We start from the raw sequence: 21,942 nt of genomic DNA on the forward strand, positions 1-21,942 counted from the left end.
AACGCCCGGACCCATTCCGAACCCGGAAGCTAAGCCCTCCAGCGCCGATGGTACTGCACCCGACAGGGTGTGGGAGAGTAGGACACCGCCGAACAACCCTTCCCAGAAAGCCCCCCGACCACCGGTCCGGGGGCTTTCTGCATTCCCGGGTCATGCACCGCCAGAAGGTCTTTCGCCGTGCCCCCGCCGGCCGGCATGGTGCTACCGGGAGGCGCCCACTGCCTTCACGGCAGCTCCGACCACCTTCTCGACGCCGTCGACATCCGGCACACCCGCGCCGTGCTCGTCCGCCTGGAGGTCCTCGAGGGTGTCGAACTGCGACTGCAGCAGAGACGGGGGCATGAAGTGCTTCCTGCGCGACATGCGGTCGAGAAGCGTGTCGTAGTCCGCTTGCAGATGGACGAAGAACAGATCCGGGTAGCCCCCGCGCAGCCAGTCCCGGTACCGCCGCGTCAGGGCGGAACAGGCCGTCACCGACGTTCCACCCTCGCCTGCCACTCGTCCGATCTCACCTGCCACCGCGGCGAGCCACGGTCGACGGTCGTCGTCGTTCAGCGGGTGGCCTGCAGACATCTTGTCGATGTTCGCCTTGGGATGAAAAGTGTCGCCCTCGATGAAGGTGCTCCCCAGTGTCGTCGCCAGTGCGCTGCCGACGGTCGTCTTCCCGGTCCCCGACACACCCATCACGACGATGTGTCTCGGAATGCCGTCGGCGTGGTCCGTCACGTCAGAACACCACCCAGAGCAGTGAGGCGAGCGCGAAGACCGCGAGTCCCAATGTCGTTTCCATGACCGTCCAAGTCTTCAGAGTCGTCTTCTCGTCCATGCCGAAGAATCGGCTGACGAGCCAGAAACCCGAGTCGTTCACGTGCGAGAGCACGGTGGCTCCCGCAGCGATCGCGAACACGAGCAGTGCGATGTCGAAGTTACCCAACCCGAGCTCGACCACCTGAGCCGAGACCAGGCCGGCAGTGGTCGTCAGCGCGACCGTCGCACTGCCCTGCGCGACGCGGAGAGCCGCCGCGATGAGGAACGCCTGCACGATCAACGAGAACCCGAGATCCGACAGCGACTCCGTCAGAGACGCACCGATGCCGCTGGCGCGAAGAACTCCGCCGAACATTCCGCCGGCGCCCGTGATGAGGATGATCGCGCACACCGGGCCCAGGGCGTCGTCCATGAGCGACGTGGCCTTGGAGACGGAGAACCGTCCGGGTGCCAGGACCACGAGTGACAGGAGCACCGTCAGCAGCAGAGCGACGGGTGTCTGCCCCAGGAGAATGAGTGCGTCCGCCCATCCGGCGTCCTCCGAGACGATTCCGGCGGTCTGCAGCGTCGAGACACCGGTGTTCAGGCAGATGAGTATCAGCGGGAACAGGAGCAGTCCGAGGACGGCCAGGAAGCGCGGTGGCGCGACGGCAGGAGCGTCGGGGTCGTCGGCGGCATCGGCGAACAGCGCGGCCGGGCTGGTGACGAACCGGCGACCCAGGCGCGTACCGACCAGGTAGGAACCGAGGAACCACGCGATGATCGCGACCGGGAGCCCGACGACGAGAGTGACGCCGATGTCTCCGCCCATGAGGTCCGCCGCTGCCACGGGTCCCGGGTGCGGCGGCACGATCGCATGCATGGCCGCGAAGGCGCCGGCTGTCGGCAGCGCGTAGAGCAGGACGGATCCGCCGAAGCGCCGCGCCACCGAGAAGATGATCGGCAGGAAGATGACGAGACCGGCGTCGAAGAAGATTGGGAACCCGAAGATCAAGGCGGCGACGCCGAGCGCGAAGGGAGCGCGCTTTTCACCGAAGCGCGCGATGAGGGTGTCCGCGAGAACCTGGGCCCCACCGGTCTTCTCGAGGAGTCGGCCGAGCATCACGCCCAGCGCGACGAGCAACGCGACGTTGCCGAGTGTCCCTCCGAAGCCCGAGAGGAGCGTGTCGGGTACGTCCGCGAGCGGGATGCCTGCGGCGACCGCCGTCACCATGCTGACCAGAACGAGCGACAGGAAGGCGTGGAGCTTCACCCTCATGATGAGGAAGAGCAGGACGGCCACGGCGATGGCCGCGACCGACAGCAGGTAGGCCGTTCCGTGTACCGGTTCCATGATGTCCACGCCGAGTCACCCTTTCGCGTGCCGAGATGTGTCCCGACACTAACGGCGCGACTCGCACGCACGGCGTTGCACGCGCCTCACCGTGTCCGAATCGTCACGTCCGGCGGGGTGTCATCGAGCGCGTGCCACGCGGCCCTCGTCCCACACCGGTTCACCCGACTCGTACACCCGACCGTCCGCCCCGAAGACGAGGAACCGGTCGAAACTCCGAGCGAACCATCGGTCGTGCGTCACCGTGACCACGGTTCCGTCGAACGCGACGATCGCGTCCTGCAGGGAGTCGGCCGACTCGAGGTCGAGGTTGTCGGTGGGTTCGTCGAGGAGAAGCATCGTGGCGCCGGACAGCTCCAACAGCAGGATCTGTAACCGTGCCTGCTGACCACCGGAGAGGTCGTCGTACCTCTGCTCCGCCTGGCGGGAGAGCCCGTAGCGGTCCAGTGCGCGGGACGCGGCCTCCCGTCCCATCCCGTCACGGTGCGAGGTCCCGCGGTGCAGGATGTCCAGCAATGTGTTGCCCTCGAGATCGGGACGGGTGTGGGTCTGAGCGAACAGTCCCGGGCGGACCCGCGCACCGAGAGTGGCTGTGCCCGTGTGCGGTACGGGTGCCAGGTCGAGTTCGCCGACGGGGAGGTGCTCGAGGTCGGGATCGGTTCCGCCGGCAGCGAGCAGCCGCAGGAAGTGCGATTTGCCGGACCCGTTGGAGCCCAGTACGGCCACGCGGTCGCCGTACCAGATCTCCGTGTCGAAGGGCTGCATGAGTCCGGTCAACTCGAGTGACGTGCACACGAGTGCACGCTTCGCGGTCCGTCCTCCCGTGAGCCGCACAGCGACGTTCTGTCGGAGCGGCACCGCCTCGGGTGGGCCCGCCTCCTCGAACTTCGCGAGCCTCGTCCGGGCCGCCTGATAGCGCGAGGCCACACCGTCGTTGAACTTCGCCTTCTCGCGCAACCGCAGTACGAGCGCCTGCAGTTTCACCCGCTCCTCGTCCCACCGCGCCTTCAACTCGTCGAGTCGCGCGTTCCGCCTCTCGCGTGCCTCGGTGTAGGTGGAGAAGCCGCCTCCGTGCACCCACGCCGAGGCGCCGTTGATGCCCGGCTCCAGTGTCACGATGCGAGTTGCGGCCGTGGACAACAACTCTCGGTCGTGGCTGATGAACAGTACCGACTTGTCCGACGCGGCGATGGTGCGCTCGAGCCACCGCTTGCCCGGCACGTCGAGGTAGTTGTCGGGCTCGTCGAGCAGCAGCAGCTGATCGTTGCCCGCGAACAGTGCCTCGAGCACGAGCCTCTTCTGCTCGCCGCCACTGAGCGTGGACGCGGCCCGCCATTTCGCGCGTTCGAACGAGGTGCCCATCGCGGCCATGGTGACCTCGTCCCAGAACGGCTCGAGGTCGTACCCACCGATGTCGCCCCAGTCGGACAGCGCCTGTGCGTAGGCCATCTGGGTCGCTTCGTCGTCGTGCTCGATCATCGCGTTCCCGGAGTCGTCCAGTCGCCGGGCGGCCGTACGGACGGGCTCGGCGCACACGGACAGCAGGAGGTCACGCACCGTCGACTCGTCGCGCACCTGGCCGACGAACTGCCGCATCACCCCGAGCGTTCCGGAGCGCGTCACGCTCCCCTCGTCCGGCGACACGTCACCGGCGACGATGCGGGTGATGGTGGTCTTGCCGGTCCCGTTGGGTCCGATCAGTGCGGTCTTGGCGCCGTCACCGACCCGGAAGGACACGCCGTCCAGCAATTGGCGGCCGTCGGGCAGGAAGTAGTCGACGTCGGACAGTTCGAGATGGGACACAGGACGTCAGACTACGGCCGGTCGATCGCGTCCTCCACGCCATATTCGTGCGTCGCTGGAGACGTCGCGGAACCCCGTCGGGCAAACTTGACCGATGCAGCCCACACAGCGACCCGTCACTCCCGGCGAGACCGGACGGCCGCGGCTCGTCGCATCGGACGTCGACGGAACGCTCATCGACCACCACGAGCGCGTGACGGCTCGAACGAAGGCCGCGGTGCACGCCGTCGTGGCGGCCGGGGACACCTTCGTGCTGTCGACGGGTCGACCGCCGAGGTGGATCGGGCCCATCGTCGAGCAGCTGGGTCACGCGCCCATGGCCGTGTGCGCCAACGGTGCCGTGATCTACGACAGCGAGAACGACGTGGTCGTGTCGGCGCGGACGTTGAGCGTGACCGATCTGGCCGAGCTGGCCGCTCTTGCGGAGTCCCTCATCGCCGGGTGCGGCCTCGCGGTGGAGCGGGTCGGCCGCAGCGCGCACGACGCGGCGACGCCGCAGTTCGTGAGCTCCCCCGGCTACGAGCACGCGTGGCTCAACCCCGACAACACCGAGACGTCCTCGGAGGAGGTGCTGTCCGCCCCCGCCGTGAAATTGTTGATCCGGCAGTCGTCGATGACGAGCGGGGACATGGCGGCCGCGCTGACGTCCCATGTGGAGCACCTCGCCGACGTGACCTTCTCGACCGACAACGGGCTGATCGAACTGAGTCCGCCCGGAGTGTCGAAGGCGTCGGGACTGCTGGAGATCGCGCGCACTCTCGGCATCGACGCGTCCGAGATGATCGCCTTCGGAGACATGCCGAACGACGTGCCGATGCTGACGATGGTCGGCCACGGCGTCGCGATGGGCAATGCGCACCCTGCTGCGATCGCCGCGGCCGACGAGGTCACCACGAGCAACGCGGACGACGGCGTCGCCCGCGTGCTCGAACGGTGGTGGAGTTAGAGGAGAACGATCAGCCGACGGGCGCTGCCTCGGGAGCCGGGGCAGCCTCGGGGGCCGGTGCGGGAGCGTCCACCGGCGCGCCGGCGTTCATCTCCGCGGTGTACGTGTCGGTGAAGGTCTTCACGACCGTCGTCACGATGCCCGTGATCTCGTCGAACGAGAGCGACCCGTTCTCGAAGTCGGACTGCCATCCGTTCGGGATGCGGTACTCGTCGGACGTCGGCAGTCCGAGAGATCCGGACTCCGAGCCCATGGCGACGAACTGCTTGAAGATCTGGCCGAGCACCGAGACCACCTGGCCGGTGGGCGTCGTGTAGATCGATCCGTTGGCGAAGTCCGCGCGGGTCTGTCCCTCGGGTGCGGGGAGCAGTCCGGTCAGGGCGGCGCCGAGTCGACCCGACTCACCGCCCTCGGCGACCCACTTCTGCACGATCGGGTTCTGGACGCCCATCGCGAGGAGTTCGGACACGAGCCCGGTCAGCGTGTTGCCGGGTGCCGGTGACGACGCGTCGACACTCGGGGGAGCGGCGACGGGCGGCGCCACCAGGCCCTCGTCGGTCGAGGTCCCGGTACCGGGCTCCGCCGGTGTCGGGGTGCCGGTCCCGTTCAGGTTGGCTGCCGCGATGGACCGGATGTCGTCCATACGTGCGTAGGCGGCGTCGCCCGGGCACTCGGTGTTGCCGACGTCGCGGTGCGCGAAGATCACCGGGAGATCGATCGAGCGGCCCTGCTGGACGAACGTGTACTGCGTGCCCTCGGACGTCATCGTGGTGGTCCCCTTCGGGTCCAGGCCGGCCTTGCCGAGACGCCACCCGAGGAACTTGCCGGCAGCGTCGAGCGACTCCTGCGTCGGCTGTTCCGAGCTGTAGTCGCCCATCAGCGCGATGCCCATGGTGTTCTCGTTGAAGCCGCCCGCGTGCGCGCCCTCGACGTTGCGATCGAGGCCACCTGCGCGGCCCTCGAACACCTGGCCGTATTTGTCCACCAGCACGTTGTAACCGATGTCGCACCAGCCGAGGGTCTGCGCGTGGTACGCGTAGATCGCCCGGACGATGCCCGCGGACTCGTCCTTGCTGTAGTTGTTGCTGCCCGCGGTGTGGTGCACCGTGGCGCCGCCGAGAGAGTCGTCGTACGTGGGAGAACCGCAGCGCTTCGACTCGTCCGCTCCCCACTGGGCGCGGGTGATCACGGCGGGTCCGGAGCCGTCGACGGGGGTCGCGATGTCACTCAGCGTGCTGTCGGCCGCCGAGGTGCCGGGCGTGATGAGCACGGCGGTCGCGTCCGCGAGGGCGTTCGCGATCGGCTGGGCCCGCAGCGGGCGGGACGACGACGCCGGGACGTAGCCGAGCTCGGGTGCCGGCGCGACGGGATCGGCCGCGTCGGGAGCGGGAGCCGCCTCGGGTGCCGGTGCCGCCTCGGGAGCGGGTGCCGGCGGCTCGACCGGGAAGGCCGGGTCGGCGGGGTTCAGCACGGCGCCGGCCGGGACGGTGGGGCTCAGCAGGAACTGGACGCGCTTGGTCAGGCCCACGTAGATGGGCTCCGTGCCGTTGGCGACGGCGGGCACGTCCGAATCGGTGCGACCGGTGTCGATGGACTGCGTCTCGTTCCACGGACCCCAGGAACCGTCGTCGAGCTGGGCACGCACACGGGCCACCGCAGAGCCGAGCTGGTCGGCCGTCAGCGCGACCATGCTGAAGGGGGTGTCCTGGGACACCTCCTTGACCACGGCGCCGTCCTGCGAGCCGTCCACCTCGGACGGCGCGGGGGCTGCCGGATCGGTGGGCGACGCGGCGGGCACCTCGGGAACCGTGAGTCCGGGGATGGACGGGATCTCGAAGGAGTCGGGCAGCGACAGATCGCGCAGCGACCCCAGGTCGATGTCCGGCAGATCCAGCCCGGTGAGTTCCTTCACGGGTATGACGATGTCGGGTGCGTTCGCGAGCGCCAGCTTGGCGATCTGCGTGGGAACGACGGTGGTCGTGTCGTTGGCCGCGCGCACTCCGGTGGTGCTGTCCCCGACGGCGTAGACCACGACAGGACTCGTGACCGCGAGTGCGGCGACGACACCCAGAATCAGTGACGGCTTCGGTCGACGGTGCAAGACGATTTCTCCCCTGGTAGACGTTGCCCCGCGATCACCGTCACATGTGACGGATGTGACTCATGTGATAGATGATGCGCAACAAGCGCCACACTAGCCACAGAAACACCAACCATCAACCTCAAGTAGAGGGTTCGGCCAGGTGTTCGAACGATTCGCCCGTCGGGAGGGTCGACGTGCGGGTTGCGGGACGACTACACAGCGTCGGATACCCTGGTCACCCGTGACTGATACTTCGCGAGGACGGTACGACCTGATCGTCGTGGGGTCCGGTTTCTACGGCCTCACGATCGCCGAGCGGAGTGCCGCGGAACTGGGAAAACGAGTGCTCGTGCTCGACCGGCGCTCCCACATCGGAGGCAATGCCTACTCCGAACCCGAGCCCGGTACCGGCATCGAGATCCACAAGTACGGCGCCCACCTCTTCCACACGTCGAACGAGAAGGTGTGGGAGTACGTCACTCGCTTCACCGAGTTCACGGGCTACCAGCACCGCGTGTTCGCCCTGCACAAGGGCCAGGCGTACCAGTTCCCGATGGGCCTGGGCCTGGTGTCCCAGTTCTTCGGCCGCTACTTCACTCCCGCCGAGGCGCGCGCGCTCATCGAGGAGCAGTCCAGCGAGATCTCGGTCGAGGATGCCGCGAATCTCGAGGAGAAGGCCATCGCGCTGATCGGCCGCCCGCTGTACGAGGCGTTCGTCCGCGACTACACCGCCAAGCAGTGGCAGACCGATCCCAAGGATCTGCCCGCGGGCAACATCGCGCGGCTCCCGGTCCGTTACACCTTCGACAACCGCTACTTCAACGACACCCACGAGGGTCTGCCCGTCGACGGCTACACCGCGTGGCTCGAGAACATGGCGAAGAGCGACCTCATCGAGGTCCGGCTGGACACGGACTGGTTCGACGTCCGTGACGAACTCCGGGCCGAGAGCCCGGACGCGCCGATCGTCTACACGGGACCGCTGGACCGATACTTCGACTACTCCGAGGGCGAACTGGGTTGGCGCACACTCGACTTCGAGACCGAGGTGCTCGACACCGGTGACTTCCAGGGCACCCCGGTGATGAACTACAACGATGCGGACGTGCCCTACACGCGCATCCACGAGTTCCGGCACTTCCATCCCGAGCGCGACTACCCCGCGGACAAGACGGTCATCATGCGCGAGTACTCCCGGTTCGCGGAGTCGGGAGACGAGCCGTACTACCCCATCAACACTCCCGACGACCGCGCGAAGCTGGCGGCCTACCGGGCCCGCGCCAAGCAGGAGACGGCCGAGAACTCCGTCCTGTTCGGCGGCCGACTGGGCACCTACCAGTACCTCGACATGCACATGGCCATCGCCAGTGCGCTCACCACGTTCGAGAACACGTTGCGCCCCCACCTCGAATCCGGTGCTCCACTGGGTGATTCGGCGTGAGCGAGGACCAGTTGCTGGGGCGGTCGCTGCTCCAACGCATCCTGCTCCCGCGCGCCGGTGAGCCGCTCGACGTCCGCACCCTGTACACGGACGAGGCCCGCACCAACCCGCGCCGCGCGCATTCGCTCTCTCGCACCTCGGTGTCCATCGGATCCGAGTCGGAGGTCTCCTTCGGCACGTACTTCAACGCGTTCCCGGCGAGCTACTGGCGACGGTGGAGCACGCTGGATTCCGTCGTCCTGCGGGTCGAGCTGATCGGCCACTGCCGCGTCGACGTCTACCGCTCGAAGGCGGACGGGTCCCGGATCCACGTCCAGGGCGGCGACACCGACGACGCGACGACGGTCGACGGCGACGTCACGACTCTCGAGTTCGTCGTCGAGCTCGGTCCCTTCGAGGACGGCGGATGGATCTGGTTCGACGTCACCACGGACACCGACGTCGAGGTGCGGTCCGCCGGGTGGTTCGCACCCGTCGACGCGCCCGGACGCGCGTCCGTGGCCATCGGCATCCCCACGTTCGACCGGCCGACGGACTGCGTGAAGGCGCTGACGGCGATCGCGTCCGATCCACTGGTCATGGCCGTCGTCGACGCCGTCATCGTGCCCGACCAGGGCACCCGCAAGGTGCGCGACGAGCCCGGATTCGACGATGCCGCGGCCGCGTTCGGTGATCTCCTCAGCATCCACGACCAGGCCAACCTCGGTGGATCCGGCGGATACAGCCGGATCATGTACGAGGCACTCGAGAACACCGACGCCGAGCACATCCTCTTCATGGACGACGACATCGAGATCGAGCCCGACTCGATCCTGCGGGCGCTCGCCATGGCCCGCTTCGCGAAGGTGCCGACACTCGTCGGTGGCCAGATGCTCAACCTGCAGGCACGAAGTCACCTGCACGTGATGGGCGAGAAGATCGACACCGGCATCTTCATGTGGGGTGGCGCCCAGAACGTCGAGTACGACCACGACTTCGCCGAGAAGCCGCTCCGCGAGTCGACACTGCTGCACCGCCGGATCGACGTCGACTACAACGGCTGGTGGATGTGCCTCATCCCGCGGGTGGTCGCCGAGACGATCGGTCAGCCGCTGCCGCTGTTCATCAAGTGGGACGACGCCGAGTACGGACTGCGAGCCCGCGAGGCCGGGTTCCCCACGGTGACTCTGCCGGGGGCCGCGATCTGGCACATGGCGTGGAGCGACAAGGACGACGCCATCGACTGGCAGGCGTACTTCCACCTGCGCAACCGCCTCGTGGTGGCGGCGTTGCACTCCCCGGGTTCCGCCCGCGGCCTCGTGGTGAACACCGTCAAGGCCACGATGAAGCATCTGCTGTGCCTCGAGTACTCCACGGTCGCGATCCAGAACATGGCGATCCGCGACTTCCTCGCCGGCCCCGAGCACATCATGGACATCCTGCCGACGGCGCTCGCCGAGGTGCACCGGGTACGCAGGCAGTACCCCGACGCCGTGGTCGTCCCGTCGTCGACGTTGCTCCCGCCGGCCAGCGGCGCGGACGTTCCCGCCGTCGCCGAGCCGGTCGGCGCCGTGGCCAAGGTGTCCCGGCTGGCGAAGGGCCTGATCCACAACGCCCGAGGTGCGCAGCGGCAGCACCACGACCGTCCCCAGCTCAACGTGCCGACGCTCGATGCGCGCTGGTACCTGCTCTCGCAGGTCGACGGTGTCACCGTCACCACCGCCGACGGACGCGGCGTCGTGTACCGCAAGCGGGATCCGAAGATCGCCTCCGCGCTGCTCGGAGAGGCGCTCTCGCTGCGCCGCGAGCTGGCGTCGCGCTTCCCCGAGCTGTCCGACCGGTACCGTCGCGCCGTGCCCGAACTCACCAGCAAGGAGCGTTGGGAACGTGTCTTCTCCTATCCGAACTGACAACCTGGTTCGAACCGACCTGCGGGTCCTCACCGCGGTGCAGGGCAGCGTCGGATCACTGCCGGGCGCCGTGCGTGTCGCTCGGGGGATGTCGCACTTCGGTGAGCACGCCCTCGGGTGGATCGCCATCGGCGGTGTCGGTGCCGTGGTCGACTCGGCGCGGCGCGAGCAGTGGGCGTCGGTCGCGGTCGGTGCCGTCGGTGCGCACGCGGCGTCGATCGTCGTCAAGCGCATCTCGCGGCGTCGGCGCCCGACCCATCCGTCCGTGCGCGTCGGCGTCTCCACGCCCAGCCGGTTCAGCTTCCCGTCGTCGCACGCGACGTCCACCACGGCCGCGGCGCTCCTGATCGGCCGCGCGAGCGGTCTGCCCGTGGCACCGGTGCTGGTGCCCGCGATGCTGGTGTCGCGCCTGGTGCTCGGTGTTCACTACCCTTCCGACGTACTCGTGGGCTCCGCGCTCGGCGCGCTGTCCGCGGCGGCGACGGTGCGAGCCGAGAAGAACGCGGCGGTCCGATTCGGCCTGACCGGCGGAGACGCAGCGGCCACGACAGCAGGAGCAGCATGAGCGAGGAACCCGCCGTCGTCGGCGCGCCCCCGAAGAACCTGGCCACGGGCATCGTCAAGGCTGTGCGCCCGCGCCAGTGGGTCAAGAACGTGCTGGTCCTGGCGGCGCCCCTGGCTGCCGGCTCGGTCACCGAGAGCTCGGTGCTCCTGCCGGTGGCGCTCGCGTTCCTCGTCTTCTGCATGGCCGCGTCGGGCATCTATCTGGTCAACGACGCGATGGACGTCGAGGCGGACCGGGCGCACCCCACCAAGCGATTCCGTCCCATAGCGGCGGGTGTCCTCCCGGTCAACCTGGCCTTCGCGATGGCGGTGGTGCTGCTCGGCGGCGCGATCGGGCTCTCGTTCCTGGCCAACTGGAACCTCGCCGTGGTCATGGGCGTCTACATCGCGGTCCAGCTCGCGTACTGCTTCGGCCTGAAGCACCAGGCGGTGCTCGACATCTGCATCGTCTCGTCCGGCTTCCTGCTGCGCGCGATCGCGGGCGGCGTGGCGGCCGACATCCCGCTGTCGCAGTGGTTCCTGCTGATCATGGCCTTCGGATCGCTGTTCATGGCAGCCGGCAAGCGGTACGCCGAACTGCAGCTCGCCGAACGCACCGGCGCCAAGATCCGCAAGTCGCTGGAGAACTACACCACCACCTACCTGCGGTTCGTGTGGACGCTCAGCGCCACGGCCGTCGTCATCTGCTACGGACTGTGGGCCTTCGACCAGGACGCGAAGAACGGCAGTTCCCTCTTCGCCATCTCGATGGTTCCCTTCACTGTCGCTATCCTGCGGTACGCAGTGGACGTGGACGGTGGCGAAGCGGGCGAGCCCGAGGAGATCGCACTCGGGGACCGGGTGCTCCAGATGCTCGCCATCGTGTGGATCGGAGTGGTGGGTGTCGCTGTCTACCTCGCATGAGGAACTGACAGAACGTACCGGCGACGAGCAGTCGCGGGCCGAGGACCGGGTGGGAACGCCCGGGTGGGCCCGAGCGACCGGCGTCGCCGGTATCGCCGTGGTCGCGGTGCTGACCTTCTGGGGCGCCTGGGACCGCCGTTGGATCGCGGACGACGGACTGATCGTGCTGCGCACGGTCCGCAACCTCCTGGCCGGCAACGGGCCGGTGTTCAACGCGGGCGAGCGCGTCGAGACCAACACGAGCGCCGCCTGGACCTATGTCGTGTACGCCTTCTCGTGGCTCAGCGGTGTCCGCCTCGAGTACGTGGTGCTGACCATCGCCCTCGTGCTGACGACGGCGGCCGTCACGGTCGCGATGATCGGCACGGCACGCCTGTACGCCGGGCGCGCGGTGCTCGCGCTCCCCGCAGGAGCGCTCGTCTACATCGCCGTACCGCCGGCACGCGACTTCGCGACGTCCGGCCTCGAGTCGTGCCTGGTCATCTTCTGGATCGCGGTCCTGTGGTGGCTGATGCTCCGGTGGGCGGACCGGCGGGTGGAGAACCCGTCGACGGCACTCGTGCTCGTCATCGCGTTCTGGGGCGGACTGTCGCCCCTCGTCCGCCCGGAACTCGTCATCGTCGGCGGCCTCGCGCTCCTCATGCTCGTCGTCGCGACGTCGGGATGGATCCGCCGCGGCGCCATCGTCGTGGTCGCCGGTCTGCTCCCGGTGGGCTACCAGATCTGGCGCATGGGCTACTACGCGCTGCCGTACCCGAACACTGCGGTGTCGAAGGACGCCGGCGGCGCCAAGTGGGCGCAGGGTTCGACGTATCTGTGGAACCTCGTGGGGCCCTACGCCCTGTGGGTGCCCGCGGTGCTGGTCGTCGTGGCCGCGGCACTGGCCGCCACCCGGATCGGGCCCGGTGCGGCTCGCCGTGGCGAGGCGCCGAGCGGTCTCGCCGGACTGGTCTCGCGGATCCGGACGCCGAGCGCCGTGGTGGTCTTCGCGCTCGTGTCGGGTCTGATCTCCACGGTGTACGCGGTGCGAGTTGGCGGCGACTTCATGCACGGCCGCACTCTGCTCCCCGCGCTGTTCCTGCTGCTGCTCCCGGTCGCCGTCGTGCCGATCCCGCTGCGGCGCGGAATCGTGGCGCTGGTGTCGTGCGTCGCGCTGTGGCTCGGCGTGGTCGTCTGGGCGGTCTTCGCGGCCACCACCACAGGCATGCCGCAGGGCACGACGGTCGGGCGTAGCGGCATCGTCGACGAGCGGGCCTTCTACTCCGAGAACACCGGCCACCGCCATCCGATCCTGGCCAGCGACTACCTGGACTACCCGCGCATGCGGGCAATGGTGCAGACCATCGAGAACACGCCGGACGGCGGTCTGTTGCTGCCGTCCGCGCAGTTCACCTACTGGGACGTGGTGCCGCCGCCCCTGCCGATTCCCGAGGGCGGCGACGAGCACGTCGTCTACTTCCTCAACTTGGGAATGACCAGCATGAACGTGGGGCTCGACGTCCGGGTGCTGGATCAGATGGGCCTGGCGTATCCGTTGGCGGCGCACACGGAACGGCTCGACAACGGCCGCATCGGACACGACAAGAACCTGTACACGGACTGGGTGGTCGCGGACACCGGAATGGTGGACGTGCATCCCTTCCTGCCGTTCTATCTGGACGAGGAATGGGTGGAGCAGGCGCAGGTCGCGTTGACCTGTCCGGAGACGCAGGAACTGCTGACGTCCTACCGTTCGGAGCTCACGCGGGCCCGATTCGTGCAGAACTTCAAGCACTCGTTGGATCTCGCGGGGTACCGATTCGACCGGGTGCCGAAGTACGAAATACAACGGTGTAATTTAGAGATGCCCCCGGAGCGGCCCGCATCGTGACGATGTGCGGCAAGTGAGATCCGCGTCACAGTGAGATCACCGGGTCATGGCGTTTCGGTGTCGTGAGTATTCCGATTTCGACGTCCCGGCTGGATTCCGGCATCTCGTTTGTGTAACGCTGTCTCCGTCGGCGGAGATATGTGTAGATGATGTGCGTCGACGTGCAGGATCGCCCGCGGGGCGATCGTGCGCGGAAGACGAGACCGATGGTTCAGGTTCCGAGGTCTTCCTCGGAGCGTGACCGGATATCGATCGACGAAGCGGTGCGGCCGTCCGGCTGCACGGAACTGTGAGAGGCCGAATGTATGCGTGACGGGTCCGTTACCGATGTCGCTGGTGACGACAGCGCTCTGCCGCGTAAGGCTTCACGCCTGCGCACCCCCCGAGTGGGCCGACGTATGCGTCAGGCCCTCGTCTCCGTCGTGATGGCCGCCGCCATCCCTCTCGGCCTCGCGGTCGTGGGCACCGGAGCCACTGCCAACGCCGAGATCCGTGCCGGATTCGACGTCTGGTCCGACTCGTCCATGGGTCCGATCAAGAGTCGCGTCTGGCGCGCCGCCGACGGCAACACGTCGAAGGTCGTGTACCTCCTCGACGGTCTCCGCGCGACGCCGGACATCAGCGGATGGGAGCACGAGACCAATGCGGGCTCGTTCCTCTCGGACAACAACATCAACGTCGTCCAGCCGGTCGGCGGTGAGTCCAGCTTCTACACCGACTGGTACGCACCGTCGAACTTCAACGGCCAGCAGATCACGTACAAGTGGGAGACGTTCCTGACGCAGGACCTCCCCAACCGTCTCGCAGCGGGTGACCTCGGCTTCTCGCGTCAGAACAACGGCATCGTCGGTCTGTCGATGGGCGGCAGCGCTGCGCTGACACTCGCCGCGTACCACCCGAACCAGTTCAGCTACGCCGGCTCGCTGTCCGGCTACCTGAACATCTCGGCGCCCGGCATGCGTGAGGCCATCCGCGTCGCGATGCTCGACGCCGGTCGCTACAACGTCGACAGCATGTGGGGACCGCCCTGGAACCCGGCGTGGCTCCGCAACGACCCGTTCGTCTTCGCGCCGCGTCTGCGTGACAACGGCACGCGTGTCTGGGTCTCGGCTGCCAGCGGACTCCCGGGCAACTACGACCGTCCGGGCTCGCTGCTCGACTACTACAACACCGCCAACGGCATGGGCCTCGAGGCTCTGGCGCTCGCCAACAGCCGCGCGTTCCAGGTCCGCATGGCATCGATCGGCGCCAACAACGTCACCTACAGCTTCCCCGCGCAGGGAACGCACCGGTGGGGTTACTGGTTCGATCAGATCGTGCAGATGATGCCCGACCTGAAGGCCAACATCGGCTGAGTCAGCTCGGTAGTCGACAGCCCCGGCCCTCGCTTCGGCGACGGTGTCCGGGGCTGTCGCATGTTCTGAGGCGACTCCAGTAACATTTGCACCACCAGTCACAGCGAGTCTCCCCGAGACCGTCGCCGTGACCGTGTAGAACAAGATCGGCGGCAGTCTCGACGTACCGGACCTCTCCGGCACGCCGACGGCCCCGCACAGTCTGACGTTTCGAGGAAGCGAGTCCCACACATGCGAGTTCCGAACGGCCGGATTGCGCGGATCCTGTCCGCCCTGGCGGTCACGCTGGTTCTTCCGCTCGCAGGGGGCCAGGCCGCCACGGCGGTCGCGTCTCCGGTCCACGCGGCACCTGTCCAGGCAGCGCCGCTGCGCGCGCAGGCGGATGCCGGCGCCACCGTGTCCGCGGTCGACTGGATCACCGACCGCCGTGTCGCGGTGTGGGTGAACTCGCCGTCCATGGGAGTCCCGATCCAGGTGCAGCTGCTGCTCGCGCGGGACTGGAACAAGAACCCGCAGGCCACGTTCCCGTCGGTGTGGATGCTCGACGGCATGCGCGCGACCGACACCGAGAACGGCTGGACCGCCGAGACCGACGCCGAGTCCTGGTTCGCCGACAAGAACGTCAACGTCGTGCTGCCCGTCGGCGGTCAGTCGAGCTTCTACTCCGACTGGGCCGAGCAGAACAACGGCCGGAACTACAAGTGGGAGACGTTCCTGACCAAGGAGCTCCCGCCCATTCTCGAGCGTGACTGGCGCTCCAACCAGACGCGCGCGGTCGCCGGTCTCTCCATGGGCGGCACCGCCGCGATGACGCTCTCGGCGCGGAACCCGGGCTTCTTCCGATTCGCCGGATCGTTCTCCGGCATCCTCAGCACCACGACGCTCGGCATGCCGCAGGCCATCGGGTACGCCATGCAGGACGCGGGCGGCTTCGACGCCGGTGCCATGTGGGGCGTGCCGTCGAGCGAGCTGTGGGCTCAGCACGACCCGTACGTTCTCGCGGAGAAGCTGAAGGGCATGAGCCTGTACGTCTCGAGCGGCAGCGGTACCGCCGGACCGTACGACCAGCAGTCCGACATCCCCGGCATCAGCACGAACTACGCCGGCATGGGTCTCGAGATCCTGTCGCGGCTCACGTCGCAGACGTTCGCGACCAAGCTCAACAAGCTCGGCATCCCGGCCTCGATCAACTACCGGCCGTCCGGAACCCACTCGTGGCAGTACTGGCAGTTCGAGCTCCGCCAGGCATGGCCGCAGATCGCCACCGCCCTCGGCGTCGAGGTGGACAAGCCCGCGTGCAGCGTCGGCGGGAACATCGGCGGCACCGCGAGCGCCAACGGATGGCTCGGCGACTGCCTCACCTCCGAGTACGACGTCGCGGGTGGGCGCGCACAGGACTTCCGGTTCGGTCGCATCTTCTCCTCCGACGGGGGCACGCACGTCGTCGCCGGTGCGATCGGTGGCGCGTACGCGGCCAACGGTGGTCCGGCCGGCGCACTGGGCATGCCGCTGTCGGGTGAGCTCGGAACCCCGGACGGCCGTGGACGCTACAACTCGTTCCGCAACGGAATGGTCTACTGGACCCCGCAGACCGGTGCGCACGCAGTGCGCGGCGCGATTCTCGACGAGTGGGCCCGCCAGGGCTACGAGGGTGGGCCGCTGGGCTACCCGCTGCGCGACGAGGTGCAGACCCCGAACAAGCCGGGTGCGGTCCAGGGCTTCGAGATCGGTGCGATGTACTTCTCGCCCGACACCGGTACGCACGCCGTGATGGGCAAGATCATGGAGAAGTACGGCCAGCTCGGGTGGGAGAACGGAGCCCTCGGCTTCGCGAAGACCAACGAGGTCCCGGTCCGTGACGGCGGTCGCTTCACCGAGTTCCAGGGCGGCAACATCTACTGGTCGCCCGCGACCGGCGCGTGGTCCATCCTCAACGGCCAGATATTCGACGCGTGGAAGAGCGTCGGGTACGAGAACGGTCGCCTGGGATACGTCACCAGCGATCAGTTCGACATTCCCGGCGGTGTCCAGCAGAACTTCCAGAACGGCTTCGTGACGGTGCGGGACGGCGTCGTCCAGATCGTTCCCTGACCCGACACCGGGCGGTGCCGACACGGTGGGACTTCGCCCCGCGGCCGGCCTCCGGCCTTGCCGCACACAGAGTCCTCTCAGACCGTGCCGGTACCGTCCGCTGTCAGTTGCCGTGCCCCGATGACAGTAAGGACGTTTTCGTGACCTCGAGGTTCGCCACCACCGTCGCTCCCGTGATGCTGGCCGTCGCGGCCGGTGCTCTGCTCACCGCGTGCGGCGGCGACGACTCCTCGGCCAGCAGCACGCCGTCCCTCACGTCGAGCGCCACCGCCGCTGCGACCACGACGGAGGCGCCGACCTCCACGTCCGCGTCCGCCACGTCGACCTCGCCTGGCGCGACCACGATTCCGGGCGCGGCGGCGACCGCTCCCGACGAGGCGGAACCGGTGCCCAGTGGCTTCCCCGGCCCGACCGAGGTGCCGATCGACGCCCGTGGAACCGCGTTCCTCGACGCTCTGAAGTCCCGCGGCGTCACGGTGGCCGGCAACGGCGACATCGCCATCGGCACGGCGAGCTACATCTGCGCCGCCCAGTCCGAGGGTGTGGCGGACGACCAGGTCCTCACCTTCGTCACCGCGAACGTCGGTGCCGAGGCGTCGGCGTCCGGTGCGACCATCAGCGCCGAGGACGCGTCGCGGACCGCACAGACGTACGTCGACGTCGCGCGCTCGACGTACTGCGGATAGGCGGCGCCTCGTGACACGATCCGGTCGGCCCGGGCCGCCGCGTCGGCGTTCGGTGGCGCGCACACTGCTCGTCCTGCTCGCGGTCGCGCTCGTCGTCGTCCTCGTCCTGCTGTTGCTCTGGTACCTGCTCGCGGGTCGACTGACGACACCCGGTCCCGGTGAGCCGCAGGTTCCCGGTGCCGAGCCGCCCACCTCGCAGCCGGCGTCGTGCCCCGACGTGTTCGTGCTCTCGGTGCCGGGCACGTGGGAGTCGAACGCGGCGGACGATCCCTACGCTCCCACCGCGAACCCGATCTCGTTGATGCTGAACGTGACTCAGCCGCTGCAGCAGCAGTTCGGCCCCGAGCGCGCCGAGGTCTACACGGTTCCGTACGTCGCGCAGTTCTCGAATCCCATCGCGTTCCCGCCCGACGGCCAGGCCTCGTACAACGTCAGCCGGTCGGAGGGCGCCGCGAAGGCGAACGAGATCCTGGCGCAGCGGTCCTCGGAGTGCCCGCTCACGTCCTACGTGCTCGCAGGGTTCTCTCAGGGAGCAGTCATCGTCGGCGATCTCGCCGCGTCGATCGGCGCAGGGGCGGGTCCGGTTCCGGCGGAGCGAGTCCTCGGCGTCACCGTCATCGCGGACGGCCGACGCGACGGCACCAGCGCGCAGCAGATCGGCCCGCCGGTGGACGGCGTGGGCGCGGAGGTGGCTCTCGGCGGTCTCGACGTACCCGGAATCACCATGACCGGTGCCCGCCAGGGTGGGTTCGGTGCGCTCGCCGATCGGACCTTCTCGATCTGCGCTCCCGGCGACCTCATCTGCGCGGCGCCGCCCGAGGCCATGTCGCTCCGGAACATCCCGTCGTCGCTGACCGCACTGGCCGGTGCGGCGGGTAATCCGGTGCACGGCAACTACGCTCGGTACGTCATCGACGACGTCGGCACCACCGCCACACAGTGGACGGCGAACTGGGCGGCGGGGCTCGTCGCGTCGGCTCCGACGCCTGCTCACAGCTGACGGAAGGTGTTGCGCGGGGCAACTTTGGTCTCGAGCCGGTAACGGTTAGAGTGGCGAGTCGGCTTCGACTCCGGCCACCGCACCTTCCCTCGACGCTGCAGGAGAGAAAATTCATGAGTTCTGCCGACGCCGCGGCCACCACTGCGCCACTGCGCACGTTCCGCTTCGCGGCAGGCGGTGAGGGCAACCCGGACGAGGGCGGCGCACGGCGTTTCGTGAAGTTGGCGCAGAAGGCGGAGGAGCTGGGTTTCGACAGCTTCATGATTCCCGACCACCTGGGCAACCAGGTCGGCCCCATCGCCGCGCTCGGCGCGCTGGCCGTCGCCACCGACAAGATCCGCCTCGGGACCGCAGTCCTCGCGAACGGTTTCCGTCACCCGGCGGTGCTGGCGAAGGACGCGACGACCATCGACCAGATCTCCGGCGGACGGCTCGAGCTGGGAATCGGTGCGGGCTGGCTCAAGGAGGAGTACGACAAGGCGGGCATCGCCTACGAGAGCCCCGGTGTGCGCATCGAGAAGCTCGACGAGTCGCTCACCATTCTCGACACCCTGATGCGTGGGCAGGAGTGCCACTTCCAGGGCAAGCACTACCAGGTGAACGGGTTGCAGGGCAGCCCGCGGCCGCGCCAGGGCCCCCGGCCTCCCATCGCCGTGGGCGGCGGCGGCCCGAAGATGCTCGCGATGGCAGCCAAGCACGCCGACATCATCTCCCTGGTCCCCAGCACCACGCGCGAGGGCAAGCTCAAGCTGTCCGAGATCACCATGGAGAAGAGCATCGAGCGCGTCGAGCTCATCCGCGCCGCTGCGGGCGACCGGTTCGCCGACATCGAGCTGAACTGGACCATCACGACCATCCTGATCTCGGACGATCGGGAGCAGACGGCGGAGATGGTCATCGGTGCGCTCGACAACGGCTTCCCGCCCAACATGGAAGTCGACACCCGTCTGACCGTCGAGCAGATCCTGGAGTCGCCGTACATCGCGATCGGGAGCTTCGAGGAGATCGCGGACCAGATCCGGAACGTGCGGGCCCGGACGACGATGTCGTACGTCGGTGTCTTCCCGACGCAGATGGACGCCTTCGCTCCGGTCATTCCGCTGCTGGCGGGAGAATGACGGTCGTCGCTCGGCGGGTCTGTACCATGCTTGTGGTTCTCGCTGTCACGATCGGTGAGCGGGACCGGTGAGACTTACCGGTGAGTAAGATGACGACGCTCGAGAACGAGCGCGTGCATCCAGCAGACCGCGCCCACATCAGAACTGGGCGGTGTCGTGTAGCCGGCGGTGTCGCACTGCTTCGGAGGAGAGAATGATGAGTAACTCGTTCGACGATTTCGTCGACGACACCGGCAACATCGTGATCCGCGAGGATCTGACGCTGGTCCGCCACGTCGAGCAGAACGTCGCGGACAACGGCGACGACCTGGCCTACCGCTACGTGGACTACTCGCGGGAGCGTGACGGTGAGGTGCACGAGCTCACCTGGTCGCAGTTCGGTGCCCGTCTGCGCGCCGTGGCCGCGCGTCTGCAGCAGGTGACGTCGCCCGGTGACCGCGTGGCGATCCTCGCTCCGCAGGGCCTCGACTACGTCGTGGCGTTCTTCGGTGCCGTCTACGCGGGCACCATCGCGGTACCGCTCTTCGATCCGGACGAGCCCGGACACAGCGACCGCCTGCACGCCGTGCTCGACGACTGCTCGCCGTCGGCGATCCTCACCGCGACCAACTCGGCCGCCGGTGTACGCCAGTTCTTCCGTGCTCTTCCCGCGGCGCAGCGCCCCCGCATCATCGCGGTCGACGCCATCCCGGACAGCGTCGGCGCCACCTGGACCGAGCCGCCCACCGACATCGACGCGATCGCGTACCTGCAGTACACGTCCGGATCGACCCGCGTGCCGGCCGGTGTGGAGATCACGCACCGCGCCGTCGGCGTCAACGCCCTGCAGATGGTCGACGCGATCGAGCTGAACCACGACTCGCGCGGCGTCACGTGGCTGCCGCTGTTCCACGACATGGGCCTGCTCACGGTGATCCTGCCGGCGCTGGGCGGCAAGTACATCACCATCATGAGCCCGCGTGCCTTCGTGCAGCGGCCGTGGCGATGGATCAAGGAACTCGCCGCCGTGTCCGACGGTGCCGGCACGTTCGCGGCTGCACCGAACTTCGCGTTCGAGCACGCGGCACAGCGCGGCCTGCCGAAGAACGGCGAGTCGCTGGACCTGTCCAACGTCATCGGCCTGATCAACGGCAGCGAGCCGGTCACCACCACGTCGATGAAGAAGTTCAACGACGCGTTCATGCCGTACGGACTGCCGAAGACGGCCATCAAGCCGTCGTACGGCATGGCGGAGGCGACACTGTTCGTCTCCTCCACCAAGCACTCGGACGAGGCCAAGGTCATCCACGTCGACCGCACGGAGCTCAACTCCGGACGTGTCGTCCAGGTCGCCGAGGGAACGCCCAACTCCATTCCGCAGGTGTCGTGCGGCTACGTCGCACGCAGCCAGTGGGCCGCCATCGTCGACGCCGACTCCGCGTCCGAGGTTCCCGACGGGCACGTCGGTGAGATCTGGCTGCACGGCGAGAACATCGGCAAGGGTTACTGGGGTCGGGAGAAGGAGACCTCGGAGACCTTCCACAACAAGCTGGTCTCGCGCCAGACGGAGAACAGCCACGCCGACGGTGCGGCCGAGGGCGCGAACTGGATGCGCACCGGCGATTTCGGTGTCTACGTGGACGGCGAGCTCTACATCACCGGTCGCGTGAAGGACCTGGTCATCGTCGACGGCCGCAATCACTACCCGCAGGACCTCGAGGCATCCGCCCAGGACGCGAGCACGGCGCTGCGCCCCGGTTTCGTGGCGGCCTTCGCCGTGCCCGCGAACCAGCTTCCCGACTTCGTCTTCGAGCACGGCGGCGCCGGACTCACCCGAGACCCGGGTGACTCGTCCGAGCAGCTGGTCATCGTGGCCGAGCGGGCGCCGGGCGCCGGCAAGGCGGATCCGCAGCCCATCGCGGACACCGTGCGTGCGGCGATCTCGACTCGCCACGGCGTGACGGCACGCGACATCCTCCTGGTTCCCGCCGGTTCGATCCCGCGTACGTCCAGCGGCAAGATCGCGCGTCGGGCCTGCAAGGCGGCGTACATCGAGGGCACGCTGCGTGGTGGCTACCAGCAGACGGCGTTCCCCGACAATCCCGAAGACTGA

At 68.1% G+C, this 21,942-nt stretch carries 16 protein-coding genes and 1 rRNA gene; 13 read left to right on the forward strand and 4 right to left on the reverse strand.

Annotation, left to right across the window (positions count from 1 at the left end):
* Positions 1-94 (forward strand): 5S ribosomal RNA (gene rrf / locus HQ308_RS18770); the annotation flags it as partial.
* Between the two features lie 107 nt (positions 95-201).
* Here rrf and HQ308_RS18775 read toward each other — a convergent pair.
* The 3 genes from HQ308_RS18775 to HQ308_RS18785 form a co-directional block, all read right to left on the reverse strand.
* Positions 202-726 (reverse strand): gluconokinase, encoded by a 525-nt coding sequence (locus HQ308_RS18775; protein WP_374197683.1) that lies wholly within the window; start codon positions 724-726, stop codon positions 202-204.
* 1 nt (position 727) lies between these two features.
* Positions 728-2,110: a GntP family permease gene (locus tag HQ308_RS18780; RefSeq protein ID WP_222647497.1), complete on the reverse strand. Its 1,383-nt coding sequence runs from the start codon at positions 2,108-2,110 to the stop codon at positions 728-730.
* 111 nt (positions 2,111-2,221) lie between these two features.
* Positions 2,222-3,904 carry an ABC-F family ATP-binding cassette domain-containing protein gene (locus HQ308_RS18785; protein WP_222647498.1) on the reverse strand — a complete coding sequence of 561 codons (1,683 nt, stop codon included), beginning with the start codon at positions 3,902-3,904 and terminating at the stop codon, positions 2,222-2,224.
* A gap of 94 nt (positions 3,905-3,998) precedes the next feature.
* Between HQ308_RS18785 and HQ308_RS18790 the strand changes: the two genes are divergently transcribed.
* Positions 3,999-4,850, forward strand: a complete 852-nt coding sequence (locus HQ308_RS18790) for a Cof-type HAD-IIB family hydrolase (RefSeq protein ID WP_027507268.1) — start codon at positions 3,999-4,001, stop codon at positions 4,848-4,850.
* 10 nt (positions 4,851-4,860) lie between these two features.
* Here HQ308_RS18790 and HQ308_RS18795 read toward each other — a convergent pair whose 3' ends face one another.
* Positions 4,861-6,951, reverse strand: a complete 2,091-nt coding sequence (locus HQ308_RS18795; protein ID WP_222647499.1) for an N-acetylmuramoyl-L-alanine amidase — start codon at positions 6,949-6,951, stop codon at positions 4,861-4,863.
* Positions 6,952-7,174: 223 nt separating this feature from the next.
* On the opposite strand from HQ308_RS18795, the gene glf reads away from it, so the two are divergent.
* The 11 genes from glf to fadD32 all read left to right on the forward strand — a co-directional run bounded on the left by glf (position 7,175) and on the right by fadD32 (position 21,942).
* On the forward strand, positions 7,175-8,374 hold the full coding sequence (glf, locus tag HQ308_RS18800) for a UDP-galactopyranose mutase (protein WP_231476480.1): 1,200 nt from the start codon (positions 7,175-7,177) through the stop codon (positions 8,372-8,374).
* Complete coding sequence (locus tag HQ308_RS18805) at positions 8,371-10,263, forward strand: glycosyltransferase (RefSeq protein ID WP_222647500.1); 1,893 nt, start codon at positions 8,371-8,373, stop codon at positions 10,261-10,263. The genes glf and HQ308_RS18805 overlap by 4 nt, the downstream gene beginning before the upstream one ends.
* Before the next feature lie 19 nt (positions 10,264-10,282).
* On the forward strand, positions 10,283-10,828 hold the full coding sequence (locus HQ308_RS18810; RefSeq protein ID WP_051613706.1) for a phosphatase PAP2 family protein: 546 nt from the start codon (positions 10,283-10,285) through the stop codon (positions 10,826-10,828).
* The gene (locus HQ308_RS18815) at positions 10,825-11,730 is read left to right on the forward strand and encodes a decaprenyl-phosphate phosphoribosyltransferase (protein ID WP_027507272.1); all 906 of its coding nucleotides are present in this window, start codon (positions 10,825-10,827) and stop codon (positions 11,728-11,730) included. Before HQ308_RS18810 ends, HQ308_RS18815 begins: the two co-directional genes overlap by 4 nt.
* 49 nt (positions 11,731-11,779) lie before the next feature.
* A complete protein-coding gene (zomB, locus tag HQ308_RS18820) occupies positions 11,780-13,600 on the forward strand; it encodes a flagellar motor control protein ZomB (RefSeq protein ID WP_308115828.1) in 1,821 nt (606 codons plus the stop codon).
* Between the two features lie 398 nt (positions 13,601-13,998).
* Positions 13,999-14,955 (forward strand): alpha/beta hydrolase family protein, encoded by a 957-nt coding sequence (locus HQ308_RS18825; RefSeq protein WP_261770348.1) that lies wholly within the window; start codon positions 13,999-14,001, stop codon positions 14,953-14,955.
* Positions 14,956-15,186: 231 nt separating this feature from the next.
* Complete coding sequence (locus tag HQ308_RS18830; RefSeq protein ID WP_222647501.1) at positions 15,187-17,046, forward strand: alpha/beta hydrolase-fold protein; 1,860 nt, start codon at positions 15,187-15,189, stop codon at positions 17,044-17,046.
* 140 nt (positions 17,047-17,186) lie between these two features.
* Entirely contained in the window at positions 17,187-17,732 is a 546-nt protein-coding gene (locus tag HQ308_RS18835) for a DUF732 domain-containing protein (protein ID WP_374198546.1), read from the forward strand.
* A gap of 10 nt (positions 17,733-17,742) precedes the next feature.
* A complete protein-coding gene (locus tag HQ308_RS18840; protein WP_222647502.1) occupies positions 17,743-18,732 on the forward strand; it encodes a cutinase family protein in 990 nt (329 codons plus the stop codon).
* Between the two features lie 113 nt (positions 18,733-18,845).
* The gene (locus tag HQ308_RS18845) at positions 18,846-19,850 is read left to right on the forward strand and encodes an LLM class F420-dependent oxidoreductase (RefSeq protein WP_027507278.1); all 1,005 of its coding nucleotides are present in this window, start codon (positions 18,846-18,848) and stop codon (positions 19,848-19,850) included.
* Positions 19,851-20,046: 196 nt separating this feature from the next.
* Complete coding sequence (fadD32, locus tag HQ308_RS18850) at positions 20,047-21,942, forward strand: long-chain-fatty-acid--AMP ligase FadD32 (RefSeq protein ID WP_027507279.1); 1,896 nt, start codon at positions 20,047-20,049, stop codon at positions 21,940-21,942.

The organism is Rhodococcus sp. BP-241 (genome assembly GCF_019836145.1).
Lineage (GTDB): Bacteria > Actinomycetota > Actinomycetes > Mycobacteriales > Mycobacteriaceae > Rhodococcoides.

Excerpts from the sequence above, each read along its gene's own strand:
- HQ308_RS18790 (WP_027507268.1), top strand. The coding sequence starts at position 3,999 with ATGCAGCCCACACAGCGACCCGTCACTCCCGGCGAGACCGGACGGCCG.
- HQ308_RS18815 (WP_027507272.1), top strand. The coding sequence starts at position 10,825 with ATGAGCGAGGAACCCGCCGTCGTCGGCGCGCCCCCGAAGAACCTGGCC.
- HQ308_RS18825 (WP_261770348.1), top strand. The coding sequence starts at position 13,999 with ATGCGTCAGGCCCTCGTCTCCGTCGTGATGGCCGCCGCCATCCCTCTC.
- HQ308_RS18830 (WP_222647501.1), top strand. The coding sequence starts at position 15,187 with ATGCGAGTTCCGAACGGCCGGATTGCGCGGATCCTGTCCGCCCTGGCG.
- HQ308_RS18845 (WP_027507278.1), top strand. The coding sequence starts at position 18,846 with ATGAGTTCTGCCGACGCCGCGGCCACCACTGCGCCACTGCGCACGTTC.
- fadD32 (WP_027507279.1), top strand. The coding sequence starts at position 20,047 with ATGAGTAACTCGTTCGACGATTTCGTCGACGACACCGGCAACATCGTG.